Genomic DNA, 19,481 nt, shown 5'->3' with positions numbered 1-19,481 from the left:
GAATTATTCGCTGCCCTGACCGACTTTGACCAGCGTCGACGGACCCATCTCACGTCCCGTCGGGTAGGGCATCGGAATGCCGTTCGTCTCGTAGGCCTCCAGGATCTGCTTGCGGATGCGACGCTGCAGAGCCCACTGCGCGTTGGGGCGGGTCTTGATGAGGATCCGCAGCGTGACCATGTCGGCCGAGATCTCCTGTACACCCAGCATTTCAGGAGCACCGAGCGCATCCTTGGCGACGGCGTCGTCGGCCACTGCATTCTGCGCGGCCTCGAGCGCCACCTGTTGTGCTCGATCGAGATCCACGTTGTGCGCCACGGGAACCTCGATCCGGGCCACCGCGTAATCCTGGCTCATGTTGCCGACCCTGACGATCTCACCGTTGCGGACGTACCAGAGGGTGCCGTCGATGTCCCGCACGGTGGTCACACGCAGACCGACCGTCTCGACCTCGCCGACCGCCTCGCCGAGGTCAACGATGTCACCGACGCCGTATTGGTCCTCGAGCAACATGAACACGCCGGAGACGAAGTCTTTCACCAGGTTCTGTGCACCGAAACCGATCGCCAGACCGACGAGGCCGGCCGACGCTAGAAACGGGGCGATGTTGACCTGTAACACACTCAGGCAGGTCAGTACGACCCAGACGAGGATCAGGATCGATGCGGTGGACTTGAGCACCGAGCCGATGGTCTCGGCACGTTGCTGCCGACGTTCGATCACCTGCGGATCCCGTAATGCCTTGGGGCTGCGGTCACGCAGGTGGCGGAGCAACGCCGGCTTTCTGCCGTCCTCGCCCGATCCCGCGGGTGGCCGCCTGGTCGCCCGGTTGATGACCCGGTGAGCGACATACCGGGCGATCAGTCCGACAGCGACGTAGATCACAATTCTGATCGGGTTCTCGATGAGCCAAAGACGGTTGGTATCAGTCCATTCGAAGGCGACTGCGGTAACACTCATGGCCCCGACGGTACGGATTTGTTGTCGTCTGTCCAGCCGCGGTGGTCGTGTTCACCAATGTTCGGCGGTCAGATCCCAATGGCCGAGAACCTTGTTGATCAGTTCGCGAAGGTCTGCGCCATGTGCAACGGTGGGGTCCGGCACACCGATGCAGATGGTCACATCGCCGCCAGCCGTCGCGGCCCATCCGGAGACCGAGCACCGGGTTTGTGTGCTTCCGGCGGCGCTCAGATGGGGATGCACCGACCGTGCCGCGATGGCCCGGCCCCGATGTCCGGAGAGCATGGTGAGCAATCCATCGAGATCGCCCATGTTGGATGCCAGACCGTCTCGCGATCCAGGATCGGGAACGAGCGCGTGCGCGGCGCGATGGCCGATCACGCCGAGCACCTCTTCGGGCATGCCGGCCGGTGGTCCCATCCCTCGGCCCGCTCCCGCTTCTGTGAACGCCGCGCGCGCTCGGTTGCGCAACAGCGGCAGGTCGCGGCATTCGTCGATCGACGCAACATCGATGGCTGCGGCGGTGATCGTGTTCGCCCCCTCACCGCCCTGCGATACCGGCACCGCCAGCTGCACGGGTCCCGATCCACGGATCTGCAGGACGAGCTCGCCGATGAGCGCGGTGAACAATGTGTTCGTGGTGCCGCCGTGGCTCCGCGCCGAGGCGTTCCAGGTAGCGGCGTCGACCGAGAAGATCGCCGTCGGCTCTCGCCACTCCGGAGACCCGGGGGGTTTCGTACGTGGTGACGCGGGCCGGCGGGCGGCAGCGAACAGTTCGGCGCGATGCGCCGGGTCGCGCACTCCCCGCGCAACACTGCGGGCAACACCGCCGACGGCGATCCGCAGCTGGGACAGAGCATCTCGCGCATCGTCGCCCAGAGTCGGCAGTCCTGGGGCCGGCATCGGTGCGCCGGCCTCGTCCACGGCCAACGCCGCGGCGCGGATCAGGGATTCGGCGTCGGCCACCACATGCGAGCACACCAGAGACACGACCGAGCCGCCCGTGTGCAGGCGTGCCAGCGACAGTTCCCACACCGGACCGTGAGTGATGTCCAGCTCGGTGTCACCACGGGCATCAGCCCACGCAGTGATGGTCCCCGGGGCCAGCGGTTCGGGTTCGACGTACACGGGATTCAGGGCAGCGCCGCCGGCAAAATGGTTGCGGGCGGGCCAGACCCGACGCCGGACCACTCTCCTGGTCAAGGGTCCGGCCGCGAGGGTGCGGTGGGGCTGCTCCAGATCGGCCGCGGTCAACGTGGCGTCGAACCGCCAGAGCCCCTGCATGGCAATGCCGATACCCATTCCATGGTGGGTCCGCCAGAAGATGTCGTCCGCGACACCCAGGCGGCTGACTCCGGCGGCAGAACTCACGCGCTGCGGCCCCGGTGCGTCCGGTACCAGCGCACCAGCGAGTCGGTGGACGAGTCATCGTGCGCCTCGGGCGATTCGTCCTCGGTGATCACCTTGAGGAGCTCGGACGCCTGCTTCTTGCCGAGCTCCACACCCCATTGGTCGAAGCTGTTGATGCCCCACACCGCGCCTTCGACGAACACCTGATGCTCGTAGAGCGCGATCAACTGACCCACCACCGACGGGGTCAGTTTCGGTGCCAGGATCGAGGTCGACGGCCGGTTACCCGGCATCACCTTGTGCGCCACCACATGTGGGTCGACACCTTCGGCGGCGACCTCGTCGGCGGTCTTGCCGAATGCCAGCACCTTGGTCTGAGCGAAGAAATTGCTCATCAACAGGTCATGCATGCTGCCGGTGCCATCGGCGGTAGGGAGATCGTCGGTGGGCTCGGCGAACCCGATGAAGTCGGCGGGAACCATCCGGGTGCCCTGGTGCAGCAACTGGTAGAACGCATGCTGGCCGTTGGTGCCGGGTTCGCCCCAGAAGATCTCACCGGTGTCGGTGGTGACGTGGTGGCCGTGGGTGTCAACAGATTTGCCGTTCGACTCCATGGTGAGCTGCTGCAGATACGCCGCGAACCGGGACAGATCGTTGGAGTAGGGCAGTACCACGCGGGACGCGGTGTCCCAGAAGTTCGAGTACCAGAGGCCGATGAGGCCGAGGATCACCGGTGCGTTCTGGTGCAGCGGCGCGGTGCGGAAGTGCCGATCGACGATGTTGAATCCGTCGAGGAAGTCGGCGAAGGCATCCTTGCCGATGGCGGCCATCACTGACAGGCCGATCGCGGAATCCACCGAGTAGCGTCCGCCGACCCAGTCCCAGAATCCGAACATGTTGGCTGTGTCGATGCCGAATGCCGACACCTTCTCGGCGTTGGTGCTGACTGCGACAAAGTGTTTGGCGACGGCGTCGTCGCCGGCGCCCAACTTGTCGAGGAGCCACCTGCGTGCAGCTGACGCGTTGGTCAGTGTCTCCAGCGTGGTGAATGTCTTCGAGGCGATGACGAACAGCGTCGTCTCGGGGTCGAGGTCGGCGAGGGTGGAGACGAGGTCGGCGGGGTCGACGTTGGAGACGAAGCGACAGCGGATGTCGGTGTCGGCGTAGTGCCGTAGTGCCTGGTAGACCATCACCGGTCCGAGGTCGGAACCGCCGATACCGATGTTGACGACGGTCTTGATCGACTTGCCGGTGTGGCCCTTCCACTCACCGGATCGGAGCTTGTCGGTGAACGCTCCCATGGCGTCGAGGACTTCGTGTACGTCGTGCACCACGTCCTGGCCGTCGACCTTCAACGTCGCGTCGCGGGGCAGGCGCAGCGCGGTGTGCAGCACGGCACGGTCTTCAGAGGTGTTGATGTGCTCGCCCCAGAACATGGCGTCGCGTTTCTCGGCCAGGCCGACCTCGCGTGCCAGACCCAGCAGCAACTCGATGGTCTCGCGCAGAACCCGGTGTTTGGAGTAGTCGATGTGGAGATCGCCGACGTCGATTGTGAGTTCGGCCCCTCGCTTGGGGTCGACCGCGAAGATCTCGCGAAGGTGCATCGCGTAGACGTGCGGTTGGTGTGCGGACAGTTCCTGCCAGGCGTGGGAGCCGGTGAGGTCGAACTCCCGGGTTGACTCGCTCGGACCGCTGCTCATGTCGACAGACCCCTTCATCGGTTGCAGATTGCCAAATCTGCACTTGGTGACCTTGAGCATCAGCCTAGTCAGGCTTGGGGTCGTACTTGCACCCGAGCGACATAACCGGTCGAGCCACTTTCGTGTTTCCGCTCTCAGGCGGCGAGCGCGTGTCCGGTCGCCGGCACCCGGCCGACCCGGACCACGCCCGAATCGGCGGTGTCGATACGTGCGGTGACGCCCTGGGCGGCGAGCCACCGGGCCGCAGCGGCCGGATCGGCGTGAGATCTGAGTCCGGCCGACTGCGCCTGGGCAGCTGATTCGGCCACGACGCTCACGCACTCGAGGAAACTCTGCGGCCGGGCATCACCGGGTGCCACCGGCAGAGTGCGGTAGTCCGCTGCTGTGACCCGGGCGATTGCCTGACCAGCGCCGAGGGGGTACTCCACCCCGAGGGCTTCACAATCCCAGCCGCCTGCCGGCACGGCACCCGCGGTCGCGGCGAGGTTACCGACCCGGACCAGCACCCCGCAGCCCAGTTGCTCAGCCAGGTGAGCACTCGCCTGATCGGCCAGCAGTGCCCGGGCGGTGGCGAGCAGTTCGAGTCGGACCTCGCTCGGCACGGTCACCGTTCCGCGACCGATCTGCACGCGGTGCCACACGGGTATCGGAGAACTGACGGCCGACGTCATGCCGGTCGCCGAGGCGGAGAAGGTCACCCCCGGCAGGTAGCGGTAATCCGGTGTGTCCGAGCGTCGCACCGCCCGCGTCGCACCGTCGGTGAGGTCGTCGAAGAAGAGCGCCTCGATGATGAGCTGGTCGAGGAGCGAGGACACCATCACCGGCTGCCCCTCGGCGAGGTCGAGTGCGAAGAGTTCTGCGGTCGGTCGCGCGCGGTTCACGGTGCGGTCGAGCCGTTCTGCGAGCGCGGCGACATGGGCGGTGGCCCGGTCCGTGTGCTCGGGTGCGGTGACCGACACCGCGATGTCGGTGTCGAGACCGAAAAGCGCAGCAGTGGCGATCATCGTCGTACCTCTTCTTCGTCGTGAGTTCATCGCTCGGTGATGTCCATTTTGAGCGTCGAACCTGGTAGGCGGCTGTGAGCAGCAGATGAACAGCCTGGTGAAATACGACGAAAACCGGGCCACCTCGACGAGAGGTGACCCGGTGTGTGGCCGGTGTCAGACGACGATGTCGTAGAACCCGTCGTAGTCGACATCAGAGGCGTAGGTGTCGACATAACCGTCGAAGTCGGTGTCGAGCTCGGCCTCGTCGGCGTAGCCATCGGCGTTGGTGTCCCATTCGGTGACGTCGACGTATCCGTCGCCATTCGTGTCGGTGACGATGGTGTCGACGATGCCGTCTGCATTGGTGTCGAAGTACTGGGTTTCCATGATGGTCTCTTTTCTCGCGGAGGTGGATGATGCTGTCCTGCAGCTTCTTCGCTGCATTTCGGAGATAAGAGATCGGCGGCCGATGAAATGTTCCCGCGAGTCAGGTGGGAACGTCGGGCAGCAGCGCTGCAGTCAGTGTGGTGCGGACCCAGTCCTCGAAGTCGTCGTACGTGAATCCGGCCCGGACGACCAGTTGTTCGTGGGTGTGCGGGCTCGCGATCACCCACGCGGTGTCGCCTGCCGATTCCGGGGTGAGTTCGGGGCGGAGCTGATCGGCGGGGATGTTGCCGATCAGATTCCGGATGGACATACGTCTGATCTCCATCAGGTTCTGCCAGTCGGTGGCGGCCTCGGGGTCGACCGCGGCAGCCTGCGCGTAGGTCCCGAACCCCACCGCGGCTCGCTCGGTCAGCAGTCGGAACTGATGGGTCGCATGTGCGATCAGCTCTCGAGGGGTCGCGGTCGTCGGATCGAAGGCGTCGAGGATCGCCGCAGGCATGTCGTGGGGGTTGACCGCTCCGGGCTGCCCGCCCATCAGTTGCGACTCCAACATCCCGCGTAACAGACCTCGTTTGTTGCCCCACGAGGAGTAGATGCTCTGCACCGAGACGTCGGCGCGCTCGGCAATCTTTGTGACCGTGGCTGCAGCATAACCGCTTTCGGAAAACACTTCGATTGCTGCCGCCAGGATGCGTCGCCGGGTCTCGGCTCTGGTGGCGGCGCCGGCCTCACGCTGCCTGCTGGTGCGGCGGGATGCCTTTTTCGGTTCGCTCTTGCTCATGCCCTCTAGTGTATGTCATGCTTTGGAAAGACGTTCTAAATGATTGGAACGACACTCCGAACCAAGTCGGGTTCACTCCGAAGGATCAGCCATGACGACCACGTCTCCCACAACGCAGAAACCGATCAACACCCGCGCCGTGATGATTGTGGTGTGCCTCGCCCTCGCGGCGGTGGTGGCCGCGATGTCGTCGCTGAACGTCGCCCTCCCCGACATCGCGCGTTCGACGCACGCGAGTCAGACGCAGTTGTCGTGGATCATCGACGCGTACTCGCTCATCTTCGCCTCGCTGCTGCTGCCGGCCGGGGCGATCGGAGACCGCTACGGCCGTCGCAAGACGTTGCTGGCCGGATTGTCGATCTTCGGTGTTGCCTCGGCCGTGGCGATGACCGCGGGGTCGGCGTCGGAGTTGATCTGCCTGCGCGGGCTGATGGGACTGGGTGCCGCGCTCGTCATGCCTGCCACGCTGTCGACCATCACCAGCACGTTTCCGGACAACAAACGCCCGCAGGCGGTTGGGGTCTGGGCGGGCGTCGCCGGCGGCAGCGCAATCCTCGGATTGCTGGCTTCGGGCACATTGCTGGAGTTCTTCTCGTGGCGTTCGGTGTTCGGTCTGAATGTGGCATTGGCCGCCATCGCCATCGTGGCCGCCTGGCGAGTCGTCCCGGAATCTGCCGATGCGTCCGCGCCCAAGCTCGACCTCATCGGCGCGGCGCTGTCCGTCGCGGGGCTGGTGGTGGTCGTCTACTCGATCATCGAGGCGCCCGAAGCCGGGTGGCTCAGTGCGCGGACGTTGGCCGGCATCGTCGGCGGGCTCGTGATCTTGGCGCTGTTCATCCTGTTCGAACTGCGCACCGGGAACCCGATGCTCAACCCTCGCATCTTCACCCATCGCGGCCTGAGCGCGGGCAGCCTGTCGATCTTCATGCAATTCTTCGCCTTTTTCGGCTTCATCTTCGTTGTCCTGCAATACCTGCAGATGGTGCGCGGTGATTCGGCGCTGATGTCGGCGGTCTCGATGCTGCCGATGGCCGCGTTCATGATGCCCTCGGCACGACTCTCCCCGAAGCTGACCGACAAGTTCGGTTCGCGGCCCGTCTGCATCGTCGGACTGGTGTTGGTCGCGGTGGGCATGTTCGTCCTGTCGCGGCTCGGTGTCGACAGTTCCTACTGGCTGTTGCTGGCCGGTCTCGTCCCGCTCGGCATCGGGATGGGTACGGCCATGACGCCGGCCACCAGCGCCATCACCGGCGCCCTCCCGAAGGCCCAGCAAGGCGTGGCGTCAGCGATGAACGATCAGTCCCGCGAGGTCGGCGGCGCCCTCGGAATCGCGGTTCTCGGCAGTGTTCTCACTCAGGGATACCGGAGCAACCTCGAATTGCCGCGGGTCCCTGCTGAGATAGTGGAGAAGGCAAGAGAGTCATTCGCAGGCGCCTCACATGCAGGCGGTCAGATCGCGGCCCACGCCGACGTTGCCTTTGCGAGCGGAATGCAGAGCGCTCTGCTGGTGGCATCCGTCGCGGTCTTGGCTGCGGCGGTCGTCGTCGGTGTGCTGATGCAGCGGTCGGAGAGCTGACGAAGACGCACAGACGTTGGTGGTGTTACTGGCGACCGAGCGGGCCGCGACCGAGCCGGAGCAGCAACATGGCGAGGGTGTGACCTTCTTGACCCAGCTCGCTGAAGCGGTCGAGGACCTTCATCTCACGGCTGTGCACCAAGCGGGGGCCACCGGTGGCCATGCGGGTTTGACCGACCTTCTTGGAGACTGCGGTGCGGCGCTTGATGGCAGCGAGGATGATTGCGTCGACACGGTCGATCTCAGAGCGCAACTCTTCGATGTCTTCGGGGATATCGCCCACGTCAGAGCCCAGATTGAGCCCGGACAGATCGATTGGCTGGTCAGCAGTCACGCGCCCAAGTGTGCCACGCGAGGTGAGGCCACTGGTAAGAGTGGTCCGATGCATCGGCGCGCTTCGACACTTCTGTCACCGACCGGCCCCACGGCCGGCGCGGTGACTCCGGCCGCGCGGTGGGTGGTCCCGGTGGCGCTGGGCCTGATCGTGATCCAGCTCGCCGTTCGCTCCTGGCTCGTGGCCCGAGGGAACTTCTATTGGGACGACCTCATCCTCATCGGCCGGGCGTCGGAGGGGTCGATGTTCTCGTGGGACTTCCTCATGCACGACCACGACGGACATCTCATGCCCGCAGCGTTTCTCCTCGCAGGCATCACCACGGAGATCGCCCCGCTGAACTGGGCGCTGCCCGCGATCACACTGGTGATCGGTCAGCTGTTCGCGTCGCTGGCGGTGCTCCGGTTGCTCGTCGTGATCGCCGGTCGTTGTCGGCCCGCGGTCTTGATGCCGCTCGCCTTCTACCTGTTCACCCCGATGACCGTGCCCGCATACAACTGGTGGGCTGCGGGCCTCAACACGTTGCCGCTGCAGATCGGCATGGCAATCGTGGCGGCGGATGTGGTGCAGCTGTGTCGGGGCGAGGTGGATCGGCGCCGGGTGATCATCCGTGCGCTGGTGGTCTTCGTGGTGGCGCTGGCGTTTTTCGAGAAATCAGTGCTGATCGCGCCGGTCGCTGCGGCCACAGCGTTCCTGTGGTGCCTGCTCGCCGATGACCGCGGAGTGCGGGCCGCTGTGCATTCGGCGTGGAACGCCGCTCGTGGGCTGTGGATCGGTCTGATCGCGATCACCGCTGTGTGGGCGGTGGGCTATGCGACGCTCACCTCCGCCACCGCGGGCGAGCACTCGATCACCCAGACCATTGCGCTCGCATGGCGGTCGATCAGCAAGGGTGTGGTCCCGGGAACCGTTGGCGGACCATGGTTCTGGGAGCGGTGGATCCCGAGCCCTCCGATGGGCTTCCCGTCGTGGTGGCTGATGGCGGCAGGGTGGCTGCTGGTGGTCGGTGCCATCGCCTACGCGCTGTGGTCGCGACAGCGGGCCGGCTGGGTCATCGGAGCGGTGATCGCCTACGTCGCGGTGCTGCAGGTGCCGCTGCTGTGGAGTCGCACCAGCGAGAACACCGCGCTCGAACTCGCCCAGACCCTCCGCTACCTGCCCGACAGCGCGCTGGTGATCGCCATCGGCTTCACTCTGATCCTGCTGGCGCCGAAACGATCTCGGACACACGGGGTCGATGATGCGCAGCGTTGGCTGCGGCCGGTCGCAATCGCCGCGGTGTTCGCGTTCATCGCGAGTTCGCTCGTGTCGACGGTGCGATTCTCGACAGAATGGCGCGACGACCCCACCGCCGACTACCTGGCGAACGCCCGGACCTCGCTCGCGGAGGCGAAGGACACCCCGATGTTCGACCACCCGCTACCGTTGCTGGTGTTGTTGCCGGTCGCCTATCCCTACAACCAGGTGAGCAAGGTGTTCGCCGGACTGGACGATCGGCCCGAGTTCGGCCGATGGACCGACAAACTCCAGGTCCTCGACGACAACGGGCACCTGACTCCCGCGGAGGTCACCCCGCGACGGACCACTGAAGCCGGCGCAGGTGCGTGCGACGATCCAGAGATCACGGGTCCGGCGTCGATCGATCTGGACGGGCCACTCCTCGACTGGCTCTGGACGGTGGCGTTGCCGTATTGCGCCAACACCGACGGTGAATTGCAGATCGGCCTCGCCGGTGGTGAACCGGTGACCGTTCCCGTGCAGGCCGGCCTGCATTCGACCTACGTCCAACTCGGGGGCTCCGGCACGGCGCTGCAGGTGCGGCCGTTGACTCCGGGTCTGGCGTTGCACCTGGGTGCGGCGCGGATCGGCGAGGTGGTCCGGTCGCCCTGACCTACCCGGCCGGTGGTATCACCACGATGTCGATACCTCGTACCCCGTTGTCCTCGAGTGTCTTTGCCGTCGCATCCGCGGCATCCTGTTCGGCGAAGACCCAGCGCACCGGTGTCGACCGGGCCGCCTTGATCTGTGCTCTGGCGGTGTCGATGAGGGCATCGGTGCCCGCCCAACCGGTGTCCAGCGCGCCATCGCCGCCGATGTTGGCTGAATAGCCGGGGCCGAAGGTCATCAGCAGGGTGCCGTCGGGAGCGCGTCCGTCGAAGGCCTCGTCGTTCACGACGTAGGTGTAGGTCGACGGTGCGCCGGTCACCTGCAGGTTGTAGTCCCTGGCGGCGAGGTCGCCCTTGAAACCGGTCGGGGTCCAGATGCCCTCCGCCTGGGCAGTGGAGATCTGCTCGTTGGCGGCAAGGGCGCGGGTCAGCACCGTGGGGTCCTGATCGACGTAGGCGGTGAACACGTAACTCACATCGCCTTTGAGGGTGCCGTCCTGGTTGGGAACCGTGAACGGGCAGCGCGTCTCGCCCTGACCGTTGAGGGGAACCGTGACGGTGCGCGTGCACGTTCCGCCGACCGGTCGATCGTTGAGGGTCAGCGTCATGTCGCCGACCACGGTGATGGACCCGGGCTGTGTCGCGTTGGGCGTCCTGGCGACGTAGGTGACGATGTACTCGCACACCGGCGGCGAGCACGGTGACACCGTGAGCCGGAATCCGCTGGCGTCGAAGTTCGGGCTCAGGTACGGGGCCGGGATGTGGGCCAGGGTCTGAGCCTGGGCATCGATCCGGTCGTACAGCCGTCCGATCTCGTTGGGGCCGATGGGCTCCACCGAGATGTCCACCTCGACACGCTCGCCGCCCGTCTGCGTGATCGGACCGTTGACCGTTGTGAGGTTCTTGTCCGGTCCGGTGGTGGCGCGCATGGTGCCACCCGAGACAAAGGTGCTGTCGCCTTCGACGATCACATCGGGCAGGCCTGCAGGCAGGAAGCGGCCGTCGGGAGTGTCGACGAGTCCGACAGGCTGTCCCTTGGACTCCAGATCCACCGCCTCCTCATCGTTGGACAGCGCGAACGCGAGATTGGGAGGGGCCAGCAACCAACCGAGGTTCGGGAAGGTCGCCGGATCGAGCTTGGCCCAGCCGCTCGCGACGGCCTCATAGTTCATCTTCGGCTTCTCGAGCTGGCTCTTCCAGAAGCTGGCCGAACCCTTGGCATACGTCAGGCCGTTGACCCCGATGATCTCCGCGGACTCTCCACCGACCTTGATCTGGCCCTGCAGATCGCCGCTGGCCGACACCTCGACGTCGGTGAGGTTGATCTTCATCTCGCCCGCGGTGACCGAACCGGTGTATTTCGCGCCCGGCTGATCGGCAAACGCGGTCGCGACCTCGGTGAGTGATTTGTAGGCCAGGACGGAGGCAGGCGCGCTCGCGGTCCCGTCGGCGCTTCGCGGCAGGAAAATCAGTACGAGCACCGCGACCAGGGCCACGACTGCGGCCCCGAGTAGCGCTCCCGGCAGAGCCTTGCTTTTCATCATGTGCCCCCAGATCAGTGGCGATGATGTTACCGAAGGCCCGATTCGCGCCGTGATGGAGGAACTGTCGGGGTCAGCGGGTAACTTTGGAATACGATGAAAAGCACTGCTCCGCACCCCGCGCTCCCGGGTATGGCCACTGGAAACCTGCAGGACACTCCGCAGTCCGAGTCGAGTCGCGCTCGCGAACTCCTCGATGGACTCAATCCGCAGCAACGGGCAGCCGTCCTGCACTCGGGGTCGCCGCTGCTGATCGTGGCAGGTGCGGGTTCGGGCAAGACGGCAGTGCTCACCCGCCGGATCGCGCACCTGCTCGCCGAACGGGATGTCACCCCCGGTCAGGTGCTGGCCATCACCTTCACCAACAAGGCCGCGGCGGAGATGCGAGAGCGGGTGGCCGATCTCGTGGGCCCGCGCGCGCATCGCATGTGGGTCAGCACGTTCCACTCCACCTGCGTGCGCATCTTGCGCGCCCAGGCGACGTTGCTGGCCGGGATGAACTCCAATTTCTCGATCTACGACGCCGACGATTCGAAACGCCTGTTGTCGATGATCGTGCGCGATCTGGACCTGGACCCCAAGAAGTTCAGTCCGCGTGGCGTCTCGATCGCGATCTCGAACTACAAGAATGAGCTCATCGATCCCGATGCCGCGATCGCGGACGCGGAGGAGAAGGCCGAACCCGCGCTGGTGACCATCGCGCAGATCTACCGGCAGTACCAACAACGACTGCGCTCGGCGAACGCCTTCGACTTCGACGACCTCATCGGCGAGACCGTTGGACTGCTCCAGGCATTTCCCGAGGTTGCCGAGTACTACCGGCGCCGGTTCCGGCACGTGCTGGTCGACGAGTACCAGGACACCAACCACGCCCAGTACATCCTGGTGCGGGAACTCGTCGGCACCGGAGGCGTCGGGAATGTCAGCCCGTCCGAACTCTGTGTGGTCGGCGACGCTGATCAGTCCATCTACGCGTTTCGCGGCGCCACCATCCGAAACATCGAGGAGTTCGAACGCGACTTCCCGGACACCGAGACCATTCTCCTCGAACAGAATTACCGGTCGACCCAGACCATCTTGTCGGCCGCCAACGCGGTTATCTCGCGCAACGCAGGGCGTCGGGAGAAGAAGCTGTGGACCGATAGTGGCGATGGGGAGCTGATCGTCGGGTACGTCGCCGACAATGAGCACGACGAGGCGCAGTTCATCGCCCGGGAGATCGATTCCCTTTCGGACACAGGGGAGTTCAAGTACTCGGAGATCGCGGCGTTCTATCGCACCAATACTGCTTCACGTGCCCTGGAAGAGGTGTTCATCCGGCTCGGCATCCCTTACAAGGTGGTCGGTGGGGTGCGTTTCTACGAGCGCAAAGAGGTCCGCGACATCGTCGCCTATCTGCGGGCGGTGGCCAACCCCGACGACACCGTGAGTCTGCGTCGCATCCTCAACACCCCCCGCCGCGGCATCGGCGACCGGGCCGAGGCCTGCGTGGCGGTGCATTCGGAGAACACCGGGACGAGCTTCTACCAGGCGCTGATCGACGGCGCCGAGGGCAAGGTTCCGCTGCTGGGAACCCGTGCGGTCAAACAGATCTCGAGCTTCGTCGAACTCATCGAGGGTTTGCGCAACGATTTCCTGTCGAGTTTCGGCGCGGCCGGGTCGTCAGACGCCGACGTGGCATCGGTCGATGCCGGTAGCGAGGCAGGCGACATCGGGGAACTGGTGGAGGCGATCGCCGAGCGCACCGGATATCGCTACGAACTGGAGGGTTCGTCCGACCCGCAAGACGGCGCCCGTCTCGACAACATCAACGAACTCATCTCGGTGGCAAGGGAATTCAGCGCGGAGGCCGCAGGCCAGACGCAGCCGGTGGCGGAGCTCGACCAGAACGGGCGACCGCCGGAAACGCAGTTGGACGATGATGGGTTGGCTGCGGCTGAGGGCGAACCCGACCCGGGTTCTCTCGCGGCGTTCTTGGAGCGGGTCGCCCTGGTGGCCGACGCGGATCAGGTTCCCGACGACGAGGACGGCGTCGTCACGTTGATGACGTTGCACACGGCGAAAGGACTCGAGTTCCCGGTGGTCTTCGTGACCGGTTGGGAGGACGGGCAATTTCCGCACATGCGTGCGCTCGGCGATCCGGCCGAGCTGTCGGAAGAACGCCGTCTCGCGTATGTCGGGATCACCCGGGCACGCAAGCGGTTGTACCTGAGCCGGGCGATGGTCCGTTCGGCCTGGGGCACGCCGATGCAGAACCCGGAATCACGCTTCCTGCAGGAGATTCCGCAACATCTCATCGATTGGCGGCGCACTGAACCAAAGCGCAGCATGGGTCGTCGATCCAGTGACGGCAGTCGTGACTACGGCGACAACGGCCGTGGCTTCAGCGGCAGCGGTTTCGGTGAGCAGCGGTCCTTCGGAGGCGGATCACGTCGGCAGGAGTCGTTCGGATCACCGACGCGAGGGCGCAACAAGCAGATTCACGTAGAGGTGGGCGATCGGGTCACCCATCCCAAGTACGGCATGGGCAAGGTCGTCGGCAAAGAGGGTTCCGGACCGACCGAGCGGGTGATGTTCGACTTCGGCAGTGCCGGCCGGATCACCCTCATGTCTCTCGGTGGACTACCCGTCGAGAAGCTCTAGCCGACAGCAACAAACCCACCCGTTCGAGGGTGGGTTTGTGAGGGGTGTGACGTCAGCTGCCGGTGTACGAGGCGAGGCTGATGCCGTGTGCGGCGAGCCAGGGAGCCGGATCGATCTTCATCGTGCCGTTCTTCCAGACCTCGAAGTGCAGGTGCGGTCCGGTGGAAAAGCCTTCGCTGCCGACGAGGGCGATGATCTGGCCTGCGGTGACCTTTTGGCCTTTGGTGACGAGCACACCGCTCGAGGCCATGTGGCCGTACATGGTGACGGTGCCGTCGTCCGACCTGATCTGCACCCAGTTGCCATACCCCGATGCCGGGCCGGCGTCGATCACTTCGCCGTCGGTGGCGGCGTGGATGGGCGTCCCCAGGGGTGCGGCCATGTCGATGCCGCCGTGGAACGCGCCCCAGCGGTTCGCGTAGGTGGAGGTGAAGGTGTAGGCGCCAGGCGCGATCGGCGAGACGAAAAGTGGGATGCGAGCTGCCGCGTCTGCCTGAGCCTTTGCCTCGGCGATCTCCTGACCCTCGGCAAGCTGACTGGTGAAGGTGTCCATGTTGGCCGGTGCGGGCGCACCGGCGATTCCGGCAGCCGGACCATCGGTGTCGCCGTTGGTGACGGCCACAGGCGTCGGAGCCGCCGACTGGGTGGTGTCGTCGGCCGGTTGGGCGAAGCTTCCCGTGGCGGCTGCGACCGCAGCGCCTGCAGCGACTGCCAGCAGTGCGGCGCGACCCTTCAGGGCCTGTGGCGGCGCCGCGATGCGATGTTTACCGGATCCGCGACGCGGGGCACGCTGCTTCTGCGGCGCCCACGGCGACTCCTCGGACTCCGGTTCGAAGTCGTCGTACTCGGCGCCCTGGACCTCGAAAGGATGCTCATGGGCGTATTCGTCGAACTCGATCTCGGCGACGACGATGTCTTGGGTGATCTCGGCGGGTCGCGGCTGGTCGTAGGCGTCGCGGTCGAAGCGGCGGGCGCCGGGACGGTCGGCGCGGCGGCGACCGGTGGTGCGAGATTCGTTCCGCCATTCGGTCAGCGGGCCGTCGGCGTACTGCTCGAGACCGAAGTCTTCGACGGGAATGATCGAGGTGATCTCGTCGTGGCGCATGTCTGCCGACAGCTCGTCGTGGGTTCGGGCCGAGGGGAGCGCTGGCGCGCCGCCACCGGAGATCGTTCCACGAGCTGACAACAGATTGGGCCTTTCTAGCTACGATCGGACGTCCGCAGCGAGTGCGTCGGTGCGTCCGCACGGATCCTGTGTGATGGATCCGTGACCTTACTGACTCAGCGACGGTAACGAAACGATTGCGACGCGCGCAACCGGACGCGAGAATTGGGGTCGTTGTTGTGAGGTGGATCACTACAGTGCGTACGCTTTGTCCGTTGCTGGTGTGCAGGTCACCTCACCGAACGTGGGCGCGCGTGCGTGAGGTACCGGTGAACGGGACCGTGCCAGTGATCTGTGGCACAAGCTGCGGTAGCAGTGATAAGCGCTGTTTCTCGCGGCGTTACAGTCACTTCGGCCCGCAACACCAACTGCGGGCAAATCTACGAGATGGTGAGCTGAATGGATCTCTTCGAATACCAGGCGAAGGAGCTCTTCGCCAAGCATGAGGTGCCGACCTCGGCCGGCCGTGTTACCGACACCGTCGATGGCGCACGGCAGATCGCCGAAGAAATCGGCAAGCCCGTGATGGTCAAAGCACAGGTGAAGGTCGGTGGCCGCGGCAAGGCCGGCGGCGTCAAGTACTCCAAGGACGTCGACGAGGCAGTCGCAAACGCCGAGTCGATCCTCGGCCTCGACATCAAGGGCCACGTCGTCAAGAAGCTGCTGGTCGCAGAGGCGAGTGACATCGCAGAGGAGTACTACATCTCCTTCCTGCTCGACCGCACCAACCGCACTTACCTGGCCATGTGCTCGGTGGAGGGTGGCGTCGAGATCGAGGTCACCGCCGAGGAGAACCCCGACGCCCTGGCCAAGATCCCCGTCGACGCCGTCAAGGGTGTCGATCTCGCGTTCGCACGCGAGATCGCCGAAGCCGGCAAGCTGCCCGCCGAGGTGCTCGACGCCGCGGCCAACACCATCCAGAAGCTGTGGGAGGTCTTCATCAACGAGGACGCACTCCTCGTTGAGGTCAACCCCCTCGTGCGGACTCCGAACGATGAGATCCTCGCCCTCGACGGCAAGGTCACCCTCGACGCCAACGCTGACTTCCGTCAGCCCGGCCACGCCGAGTTCGAGGACAAGGACGCAACCGATCCTCTCGAGCTCAAGGCCAAAGAGAATGATCTGAACTACGTCAAGCTCGACGGCCAGGTCGGCATCATCGGCAACGGTGCCGGACTCGTCATGTCGACGCTCGATGTCGTCGCCTACGCCGGTGAGAAGCACAACGGCGTCAAGCCCGCCAACTTCCTGGACATCGGTGGCGGCGCCTCGGCCGAGGTCATGGCCGCCGGTCTCGACGTCATCCTGGGCGACGAGCAGGTCAAGAGCGTGTTCGTGAACGTCTTCGGTGGCATCACCGCGTGTGACGCTGTCGCCAACGGCATCGTCGGCGCACTGAAGAAGCTCGGCGACGACGCCAACAAGCCACTCGTTGTTCGCCTCGACGGCAACAAGGTCGAAGAAGGCCGCAAGATCCTCGCCGACGCGAATCATCCTCTGGTGACGCTCGCCGAGACCATGGACAGTGGCGCCGACAAGGCCGCCGAACTGGCGAGCAAGTAGGAGCAACAGATCAATGTCGATTTTTCTGAACAAAGATTCCAAGGTCATCGTTCAGGGCATCACCGGCGGTGAAGGCACCAAGCACACCGCACTGATGCTCAAGGCAGGCACCCAGGTCGTCGGCGGCGTGAACGCCCGCAAGGCCGGGACCACCGTCAGCCATGACGGCGGCGTCGAGCTGCCCGTGTTCGGTACCGTTGCCGAGGCCATCAAGGAGACCGGCGCCGACGTGTCGATCGCCTTCGTGCCGCCGAAGTTCGCCAAGGACGCCATCATCGAGGCGATCGACGCCGAGATCCCGCTGCTCGTCGTCATCACCGAGGGAATCCCGGTGCAGGACAGCGCATACGCGTGGGCCTACAACGTCTCCAAGGGCAAGAAGACCCGGATTATCGGACCGAACTGCCCCGGCATCATCACCCCCGGTGAGTCGCTGGTCGGCATCACCCCGGCCAACATCGCCGGCACCGGCGGCATCGGCCTGGTCTCCAAGTCGGGCACCCTGACCTACCAGATGATGTACGAGCTCCGCGACATCGGTTTCTCGACCGCCATCGGCATCGGTGGCGACCCCGTCATCGGGACCACCCACATCGACGCCATCGAGGCGTTCGAGCAGGATCCCGACACGAAGGTCATCGTGATGATCGGTGAAATCGGTGGCGACGCCGAAGAGCGCGCAGCCGATTACATCAAGGCCAACGTGACCAAGCCGGTCGTCGGCTACGTCGCCGGCTTCACCGCTCCCGAAGGCAAGACCATGGGCCACGCAGGCGCCATCGTCTCGGGCAGTTCGGGCACCGCGCAGGCCAAGAAGGACGCACTCGAGGCTGCTGGCGTGAAGGTCGGCAAGACGCCGTCCGAGACCGCCGATCTCGCGCGCGAGATCTACAAGAACCTGTAAGGCATTCATCAGCAGGTCTTGATTTTCGAAGGGCGCCGGTTCATCCGAACCGGCGTCCTTTGTCATGTCCGGTGTAGTTCAGGGTCTGGCGAGTAATGTTTTGAGTCTTACTGGTAGCGAGTGAAGGAAACGCGCGCGCATGGTCACCGGCGGAGCATTGGGGTCCAGCCTGGTTCGACGGGCTGGTTCGATGTACTCGTTCGCCACCCGCGTCCCTGTCGTCGGACCGATCGTCGAACGCGCCGCCGTCGAAGCGCTCGCATTCGGCGAGCAGGCCGCGGCGACCACCCTGGCGCTGACCCGGGCCGCCCTCAAGGTGATCATCCGCGAGGTGATCGAGGCGCTTGTCGTCGAGGTCGATCTCACCGAACTCGTCATACGCCATGTCGACATCAATCAGATCGCCACCGTGATCGATCTCGACACCATCGCGGCGAGGATCGACATCGACGCCATCCTGAACCGGGTCGACCTGGACGCCGTGATCGAGACCGTCGACTTGAATCGCGCGGTCAGCGGAGTCGATCTGGACGCGATCGCGGCGAAGATCGACATCGAGGCGGTCATCGGGCGAGTCGACCTGATCGGGCTGGCCAACGAGATCATCGACGGTGTGGACCTGCAGGCGATCGTCCGGGAATCGACGACCACGTTGACGACGGGTGTGCTCGACGACGTCCGGACACAGGGCGCCCGCGCGGACGATGTGGTTGCCGGGGTGTTCGGACGGCTGCTCGGCCGGCCGGCCCAACCACCACGCGGCAGGCCCGCACTGAACGGCACCATTCCGGCAGCGAGCGTGCCGAATTCCGCGACATCGGTCACCGAGGTCGTCGTCGACGTGCACCGCCGCGAGCCGGGACACACTCCGGTGGACACCCATGAGTGACCTGGCCCCGCAGCCGCCGCACACCAGCAACGACGATCTCGACAGCCGGTCAGCCGGCATCGTCAGCCGAGGTGCCGCAGCAGCGATCGACGTGGCCACGGTGGCCGTGATCCTCGGGGCCATGTACCTCGGTCTCCTGCTGTTGTCGTTGTTGTTCAACTCGGGCTCCTTCTCACCGCCGAGTCCGGGAATTCTCTTCACCGGAGTGGTGGGTTACACGACCGCGATCCTCTATCTCGCAGGATGCTGGGCGGTGTCGGGGCGCACCGTGGGTTCGGTCGCCATGGGCCTGGAAGTGGTGAGTCGCAACGGGAAGCGCATCGGCCCGTCGCGTTGTCTGCTGCGTGCCCTCTTCTATGCCTTCTTCCCGATCGGGCTCGCTTGGGTCGCGGTCGATCGTCGCCGGCGGTCGGTGCAGGACATCGTGCTGCGCAGCCGCGTCATCTACGCCTGGTAACTCTCGCCGACCGTGCCGATGATGTCGTCGACCGTGCCGACAACGCCGCCGACCGTGCCGACAACGCCGCCGACCGTGCCGACAACGCCATCGACCGTGCGGATCTGGGCGCCGGCTTTGCTGCTTGGTTCGAGTTGTGCACTGTCGCCCAAGGTTTCGGCCCAGTCGATCGCCGGATCGGCACGGTGAACGGTCGGATCGGCACGGTGAACGGTCGGTAGGGCACGATGAACGGGTGGATTCCAGTGAACGTCGCAACACCAGTTACGGGGTCGATGTTAGCAACGCGGTGAACGACTCGTTGGGTGTGCGGAAGTCGAGTGCCTTGCGGGGTCGATTGTTCATAGCTCGGGCTACGA

General features: G+C 65.2%; 17 protein-coding genes. 7 read left to right on the top strand and 10 right to left on the bottom strand.

Annotated elements, in window-relative coordinates:
* Positions 1–3: 3 nt before the first annotated feature.
* The 6 genes from J3S28_RS21335 to J3S28_RS21310 form a co-directional block, all read right to left on the bottom strand.
* On the bottom strand, positions 4–960 hold the full coding sequence (locus tag J3S28_RS21335; protein ID WP_207842769.1) for a mechanosensitive ion channel family protein: 957 nt from the start codon (positions 958–960) through the stop codon (positions 4–6).
* A gap of 51 nt (positions 961–1,011) precedes the next feature.
* The gene (locus tag J3S28_RS21330; protein WP_207842768.1) at positions 1,012–2,331 is read right to left on the bottom strand and encodes a condensation domain-containing protein; all 1,320 of its coding nucleotides are present in this window, start codon (positions 2,329–2,331) and stop codon (positions 1,012–1,014) included.
* The gene (gene pgi, locus J3S28_RS21325) at positions 2,328–4,010 is read right to left on the bottom strand and encodes a glucose-6-phosphate isomerase (protein ID WP_237341901.1); all 1,683 of its coding nucleotides are present in this window, start codon (positions 4,008–4,010) and stop codon (positions 2,328–2,330) included. Before pgi ends, J3S28_RS21330 begins: the two co-directional genes overlap by 4 nt.
* 134 nt (positions 4,011–4,144) lie before the next feature.
* A complete protein-coding gene (locus tag J3S28_RS21320) occupies positions 4,145–5,014 on the bottom strand; it encodes an FAD:protein FMN transferase (protein ID WP_207842766.1) in 870 nt (289 codons plus the stop codon).
* Positions 5,015–5,170: 156 nt separating this feature from the next.
* The gene (locus J3S28_RS21315; protein ID WP_207842764.1) at positions 5,171–5,383 is read right to left on the bottom strand and encodes a hypothetical protein; all 213 of its coding nucleotides are present in this window, start codon (positions 5,381–5,383) and stop codon (positions 5,171–5,173) included.
* A gap of 100 nt (positions 5,384–5,483) precedes the next feature.
* Positions 5,484–6,164, bottom strand: a complete 681-nt coding sequence (locus tag J3S28_RS21310) for a TetR/AcrR family transcriptional regulator (RefSeq protein ID WP_207842763.1) — start codon at positions 6,162–6,164, stop codon at positions 5,484–5,486.
* A 91-nt stretch (positions 6,165–6,255) separates the two neighbouring features.
* On the opposite strand from J3S28_RS21310, the gene J3S28_RS21305 reads away from it, so the two are divergent.
* A complete protein-coding gene (locus tag J3S28_RS21305; RefSeq protein ID WP_207842762.1) occupies positions 6,256–7,740 on the top strand; it encodes an MFS transporter in 1,485 nt (494 codons plus the stop codon).
* 25 nt (positions 7,741–7,765) lie between these two features.
* Here the strand turns inward: J3S28_RS21305 and J3S28_RS21300 are convergent, their stop codons facing one another.
* Positions 7,766–8,074 (bottom strand): chorismate mutase, encoded by a 309-nt coding sequence (locus J3S28_RS21300; protein WP_245937759.1) that lies wholly within the window; start codon positions 8,072–8,074, stop codon positions 7,766–7,768.
* Positions 8,075–8,122: 48 nt separating this feature from the next.
* Between J3S28_RS21300 and J3S28_RS21295 the strand changes: the two genes are divergently transcribed.
* Positions 8,123–9,964 carry a hypothetical protein gene (locus J3S28_RS21295; protein ID WP_207842760.1) on the top strand — a complete coding sequence of 614 codons (1,842 nt, stop codon included), beginning with the start codon at positions 8,123–8,125 and terminating at the stop codon, positions 9,962–9,964.
* Between the two features lies 1 nt (position 9,965).
* Here J3S28_RS21295 and J3S28_RS21290 read toward each other — a convergent pair whose 3' ends face one another.
* Positions 9,966–11,501, bottom strand: coding sequence for a hypothetical protein (locus J3S28_RS21290; RefSeq protein WP_207842759.1), 1,536 nt, complete (start codon positions 11,499–11,501; stop codon positions 9,966–9,968).
* Between the two features lie 96 nt (positions 11,502–11,597).
* Here J3S28_RS21290 and J3S28_RS21285 point away from each other — a divergent pair, with 96 nt between their 5' ends.
* Positions 11,598–14,144 carry a UvrD-helicase domain-containing protein gene (locus J3S28_RS21285; protein ID WP_207842758.1) on the top strand — a complete coding sequence of 849 codons (2,547 nt, stop codon included), beginning with the start codon at positions 11,598–11,600 and terminating at the stop codon, positions 14,142–14,144.
* 52 nt (positions 14,145–14,196) lie between these two features.
* Here the strand turns inward: J3S28_RS21285 and J3S28_RS21280 are convergent, their stop codons facing one another.
* Complete coding sequence (locus J3S28_RS21280) at positions 14,197–15,330, bottom strand: M23 family metallopeptidase (protein ID WP_237341900.1); 1,134 nt, start codon at positions 15,328–15,330, stop codon at positions 14,197–14,199.
* 378 nt (positions 15,331–15,708) lie between these two features.
* Between J3S28_RS21280 and sucC the strand changes: the two genes are divergently transcribed.
* From sucC to J3S28_RS21260, 4 genes are all read left to right on the top strand, one after another.
* Positions 15,709–16,872: an ADP-forming succinate--CoA ligase subunit beta gene (sucC, locus tag J3S28_RS21275; protein ID WP_207842757.1), complete on the top strand. Its 1,164-nt coding sequence runs from the start codon at positions 15,709–15,711 to the stop codon at positions 16,870–16,872.
* Positions 16,873–16,885: 13 nt separating this feature from the next.
* Positions 16,886–17,776, top strand: coding sequence for a succinate--CoA ligase subunit alpha (sucD, locus tag J3S28_RS21270; protein WP_084894088.1), 891 nt, complete (start codon positions 16,886–16,888; stop codon positions 17,774–17,776).
* A gap of 139 nt (positions 17,777–17,915) precedes the next feature.
* On the top strand, positions 17,916–18,665 hold the full coding sequence (locus J3S28_RS21265) for a hypothetical protein (protein ID WP_207842756.1): 750 nt from the start codon (positions 17,916–17,918) through the stop codon (positions 18,663–18,665).
* Positions 18,658–19,122, top strand: coding sequence for an RDD family protein (locus J3S28_RS21260; RefSeq protein WP_207842755.1), 465 nt, complete (start codon positions 18,658–18,660; stop codon positions 19,120–19,122). The genes J3S28_RS21265 and J3S28_RS21260 overlap by 8 nt, the downstream gene beginning before the upstream one ends.
* Here J3S28_RS21260 and J3S28_RS21255 read toward each other — a convergent pair.
* Positions 19,110–19,274: a hypothetical protein gene (locus tag J3S28_RS21255; protein ID WP_207842754.1), complete on the bottom strand. Its 165-nt coding sequence runs from the start codon at positions 19,272–19,274 to the stop codon at positions 19,110–19,112. The two genes, J3S28_RS21260 and J3S28_RS21255, sit on opposite strands and share 13 nt — an antisense overlap.
* Between the last annotated feature and the right edge of the window lie 207 nt (positions 19,275–19,481).

This window comes from Williamsia soli (genome assembly GCF_017377795.1).
In the GTDB taxonomy this organism is placed as follows: domain Bacteria; phylum Actinomycetota; class Actinomycetes; order Mycobacteriales; family Mycobacteriaceae; genus Williamsia; species Williamsia soli.
Note: the sequence above shows the minus strand (reverse complement) of the source record. Positions and strands in the feature narration are given on the sequence as shown.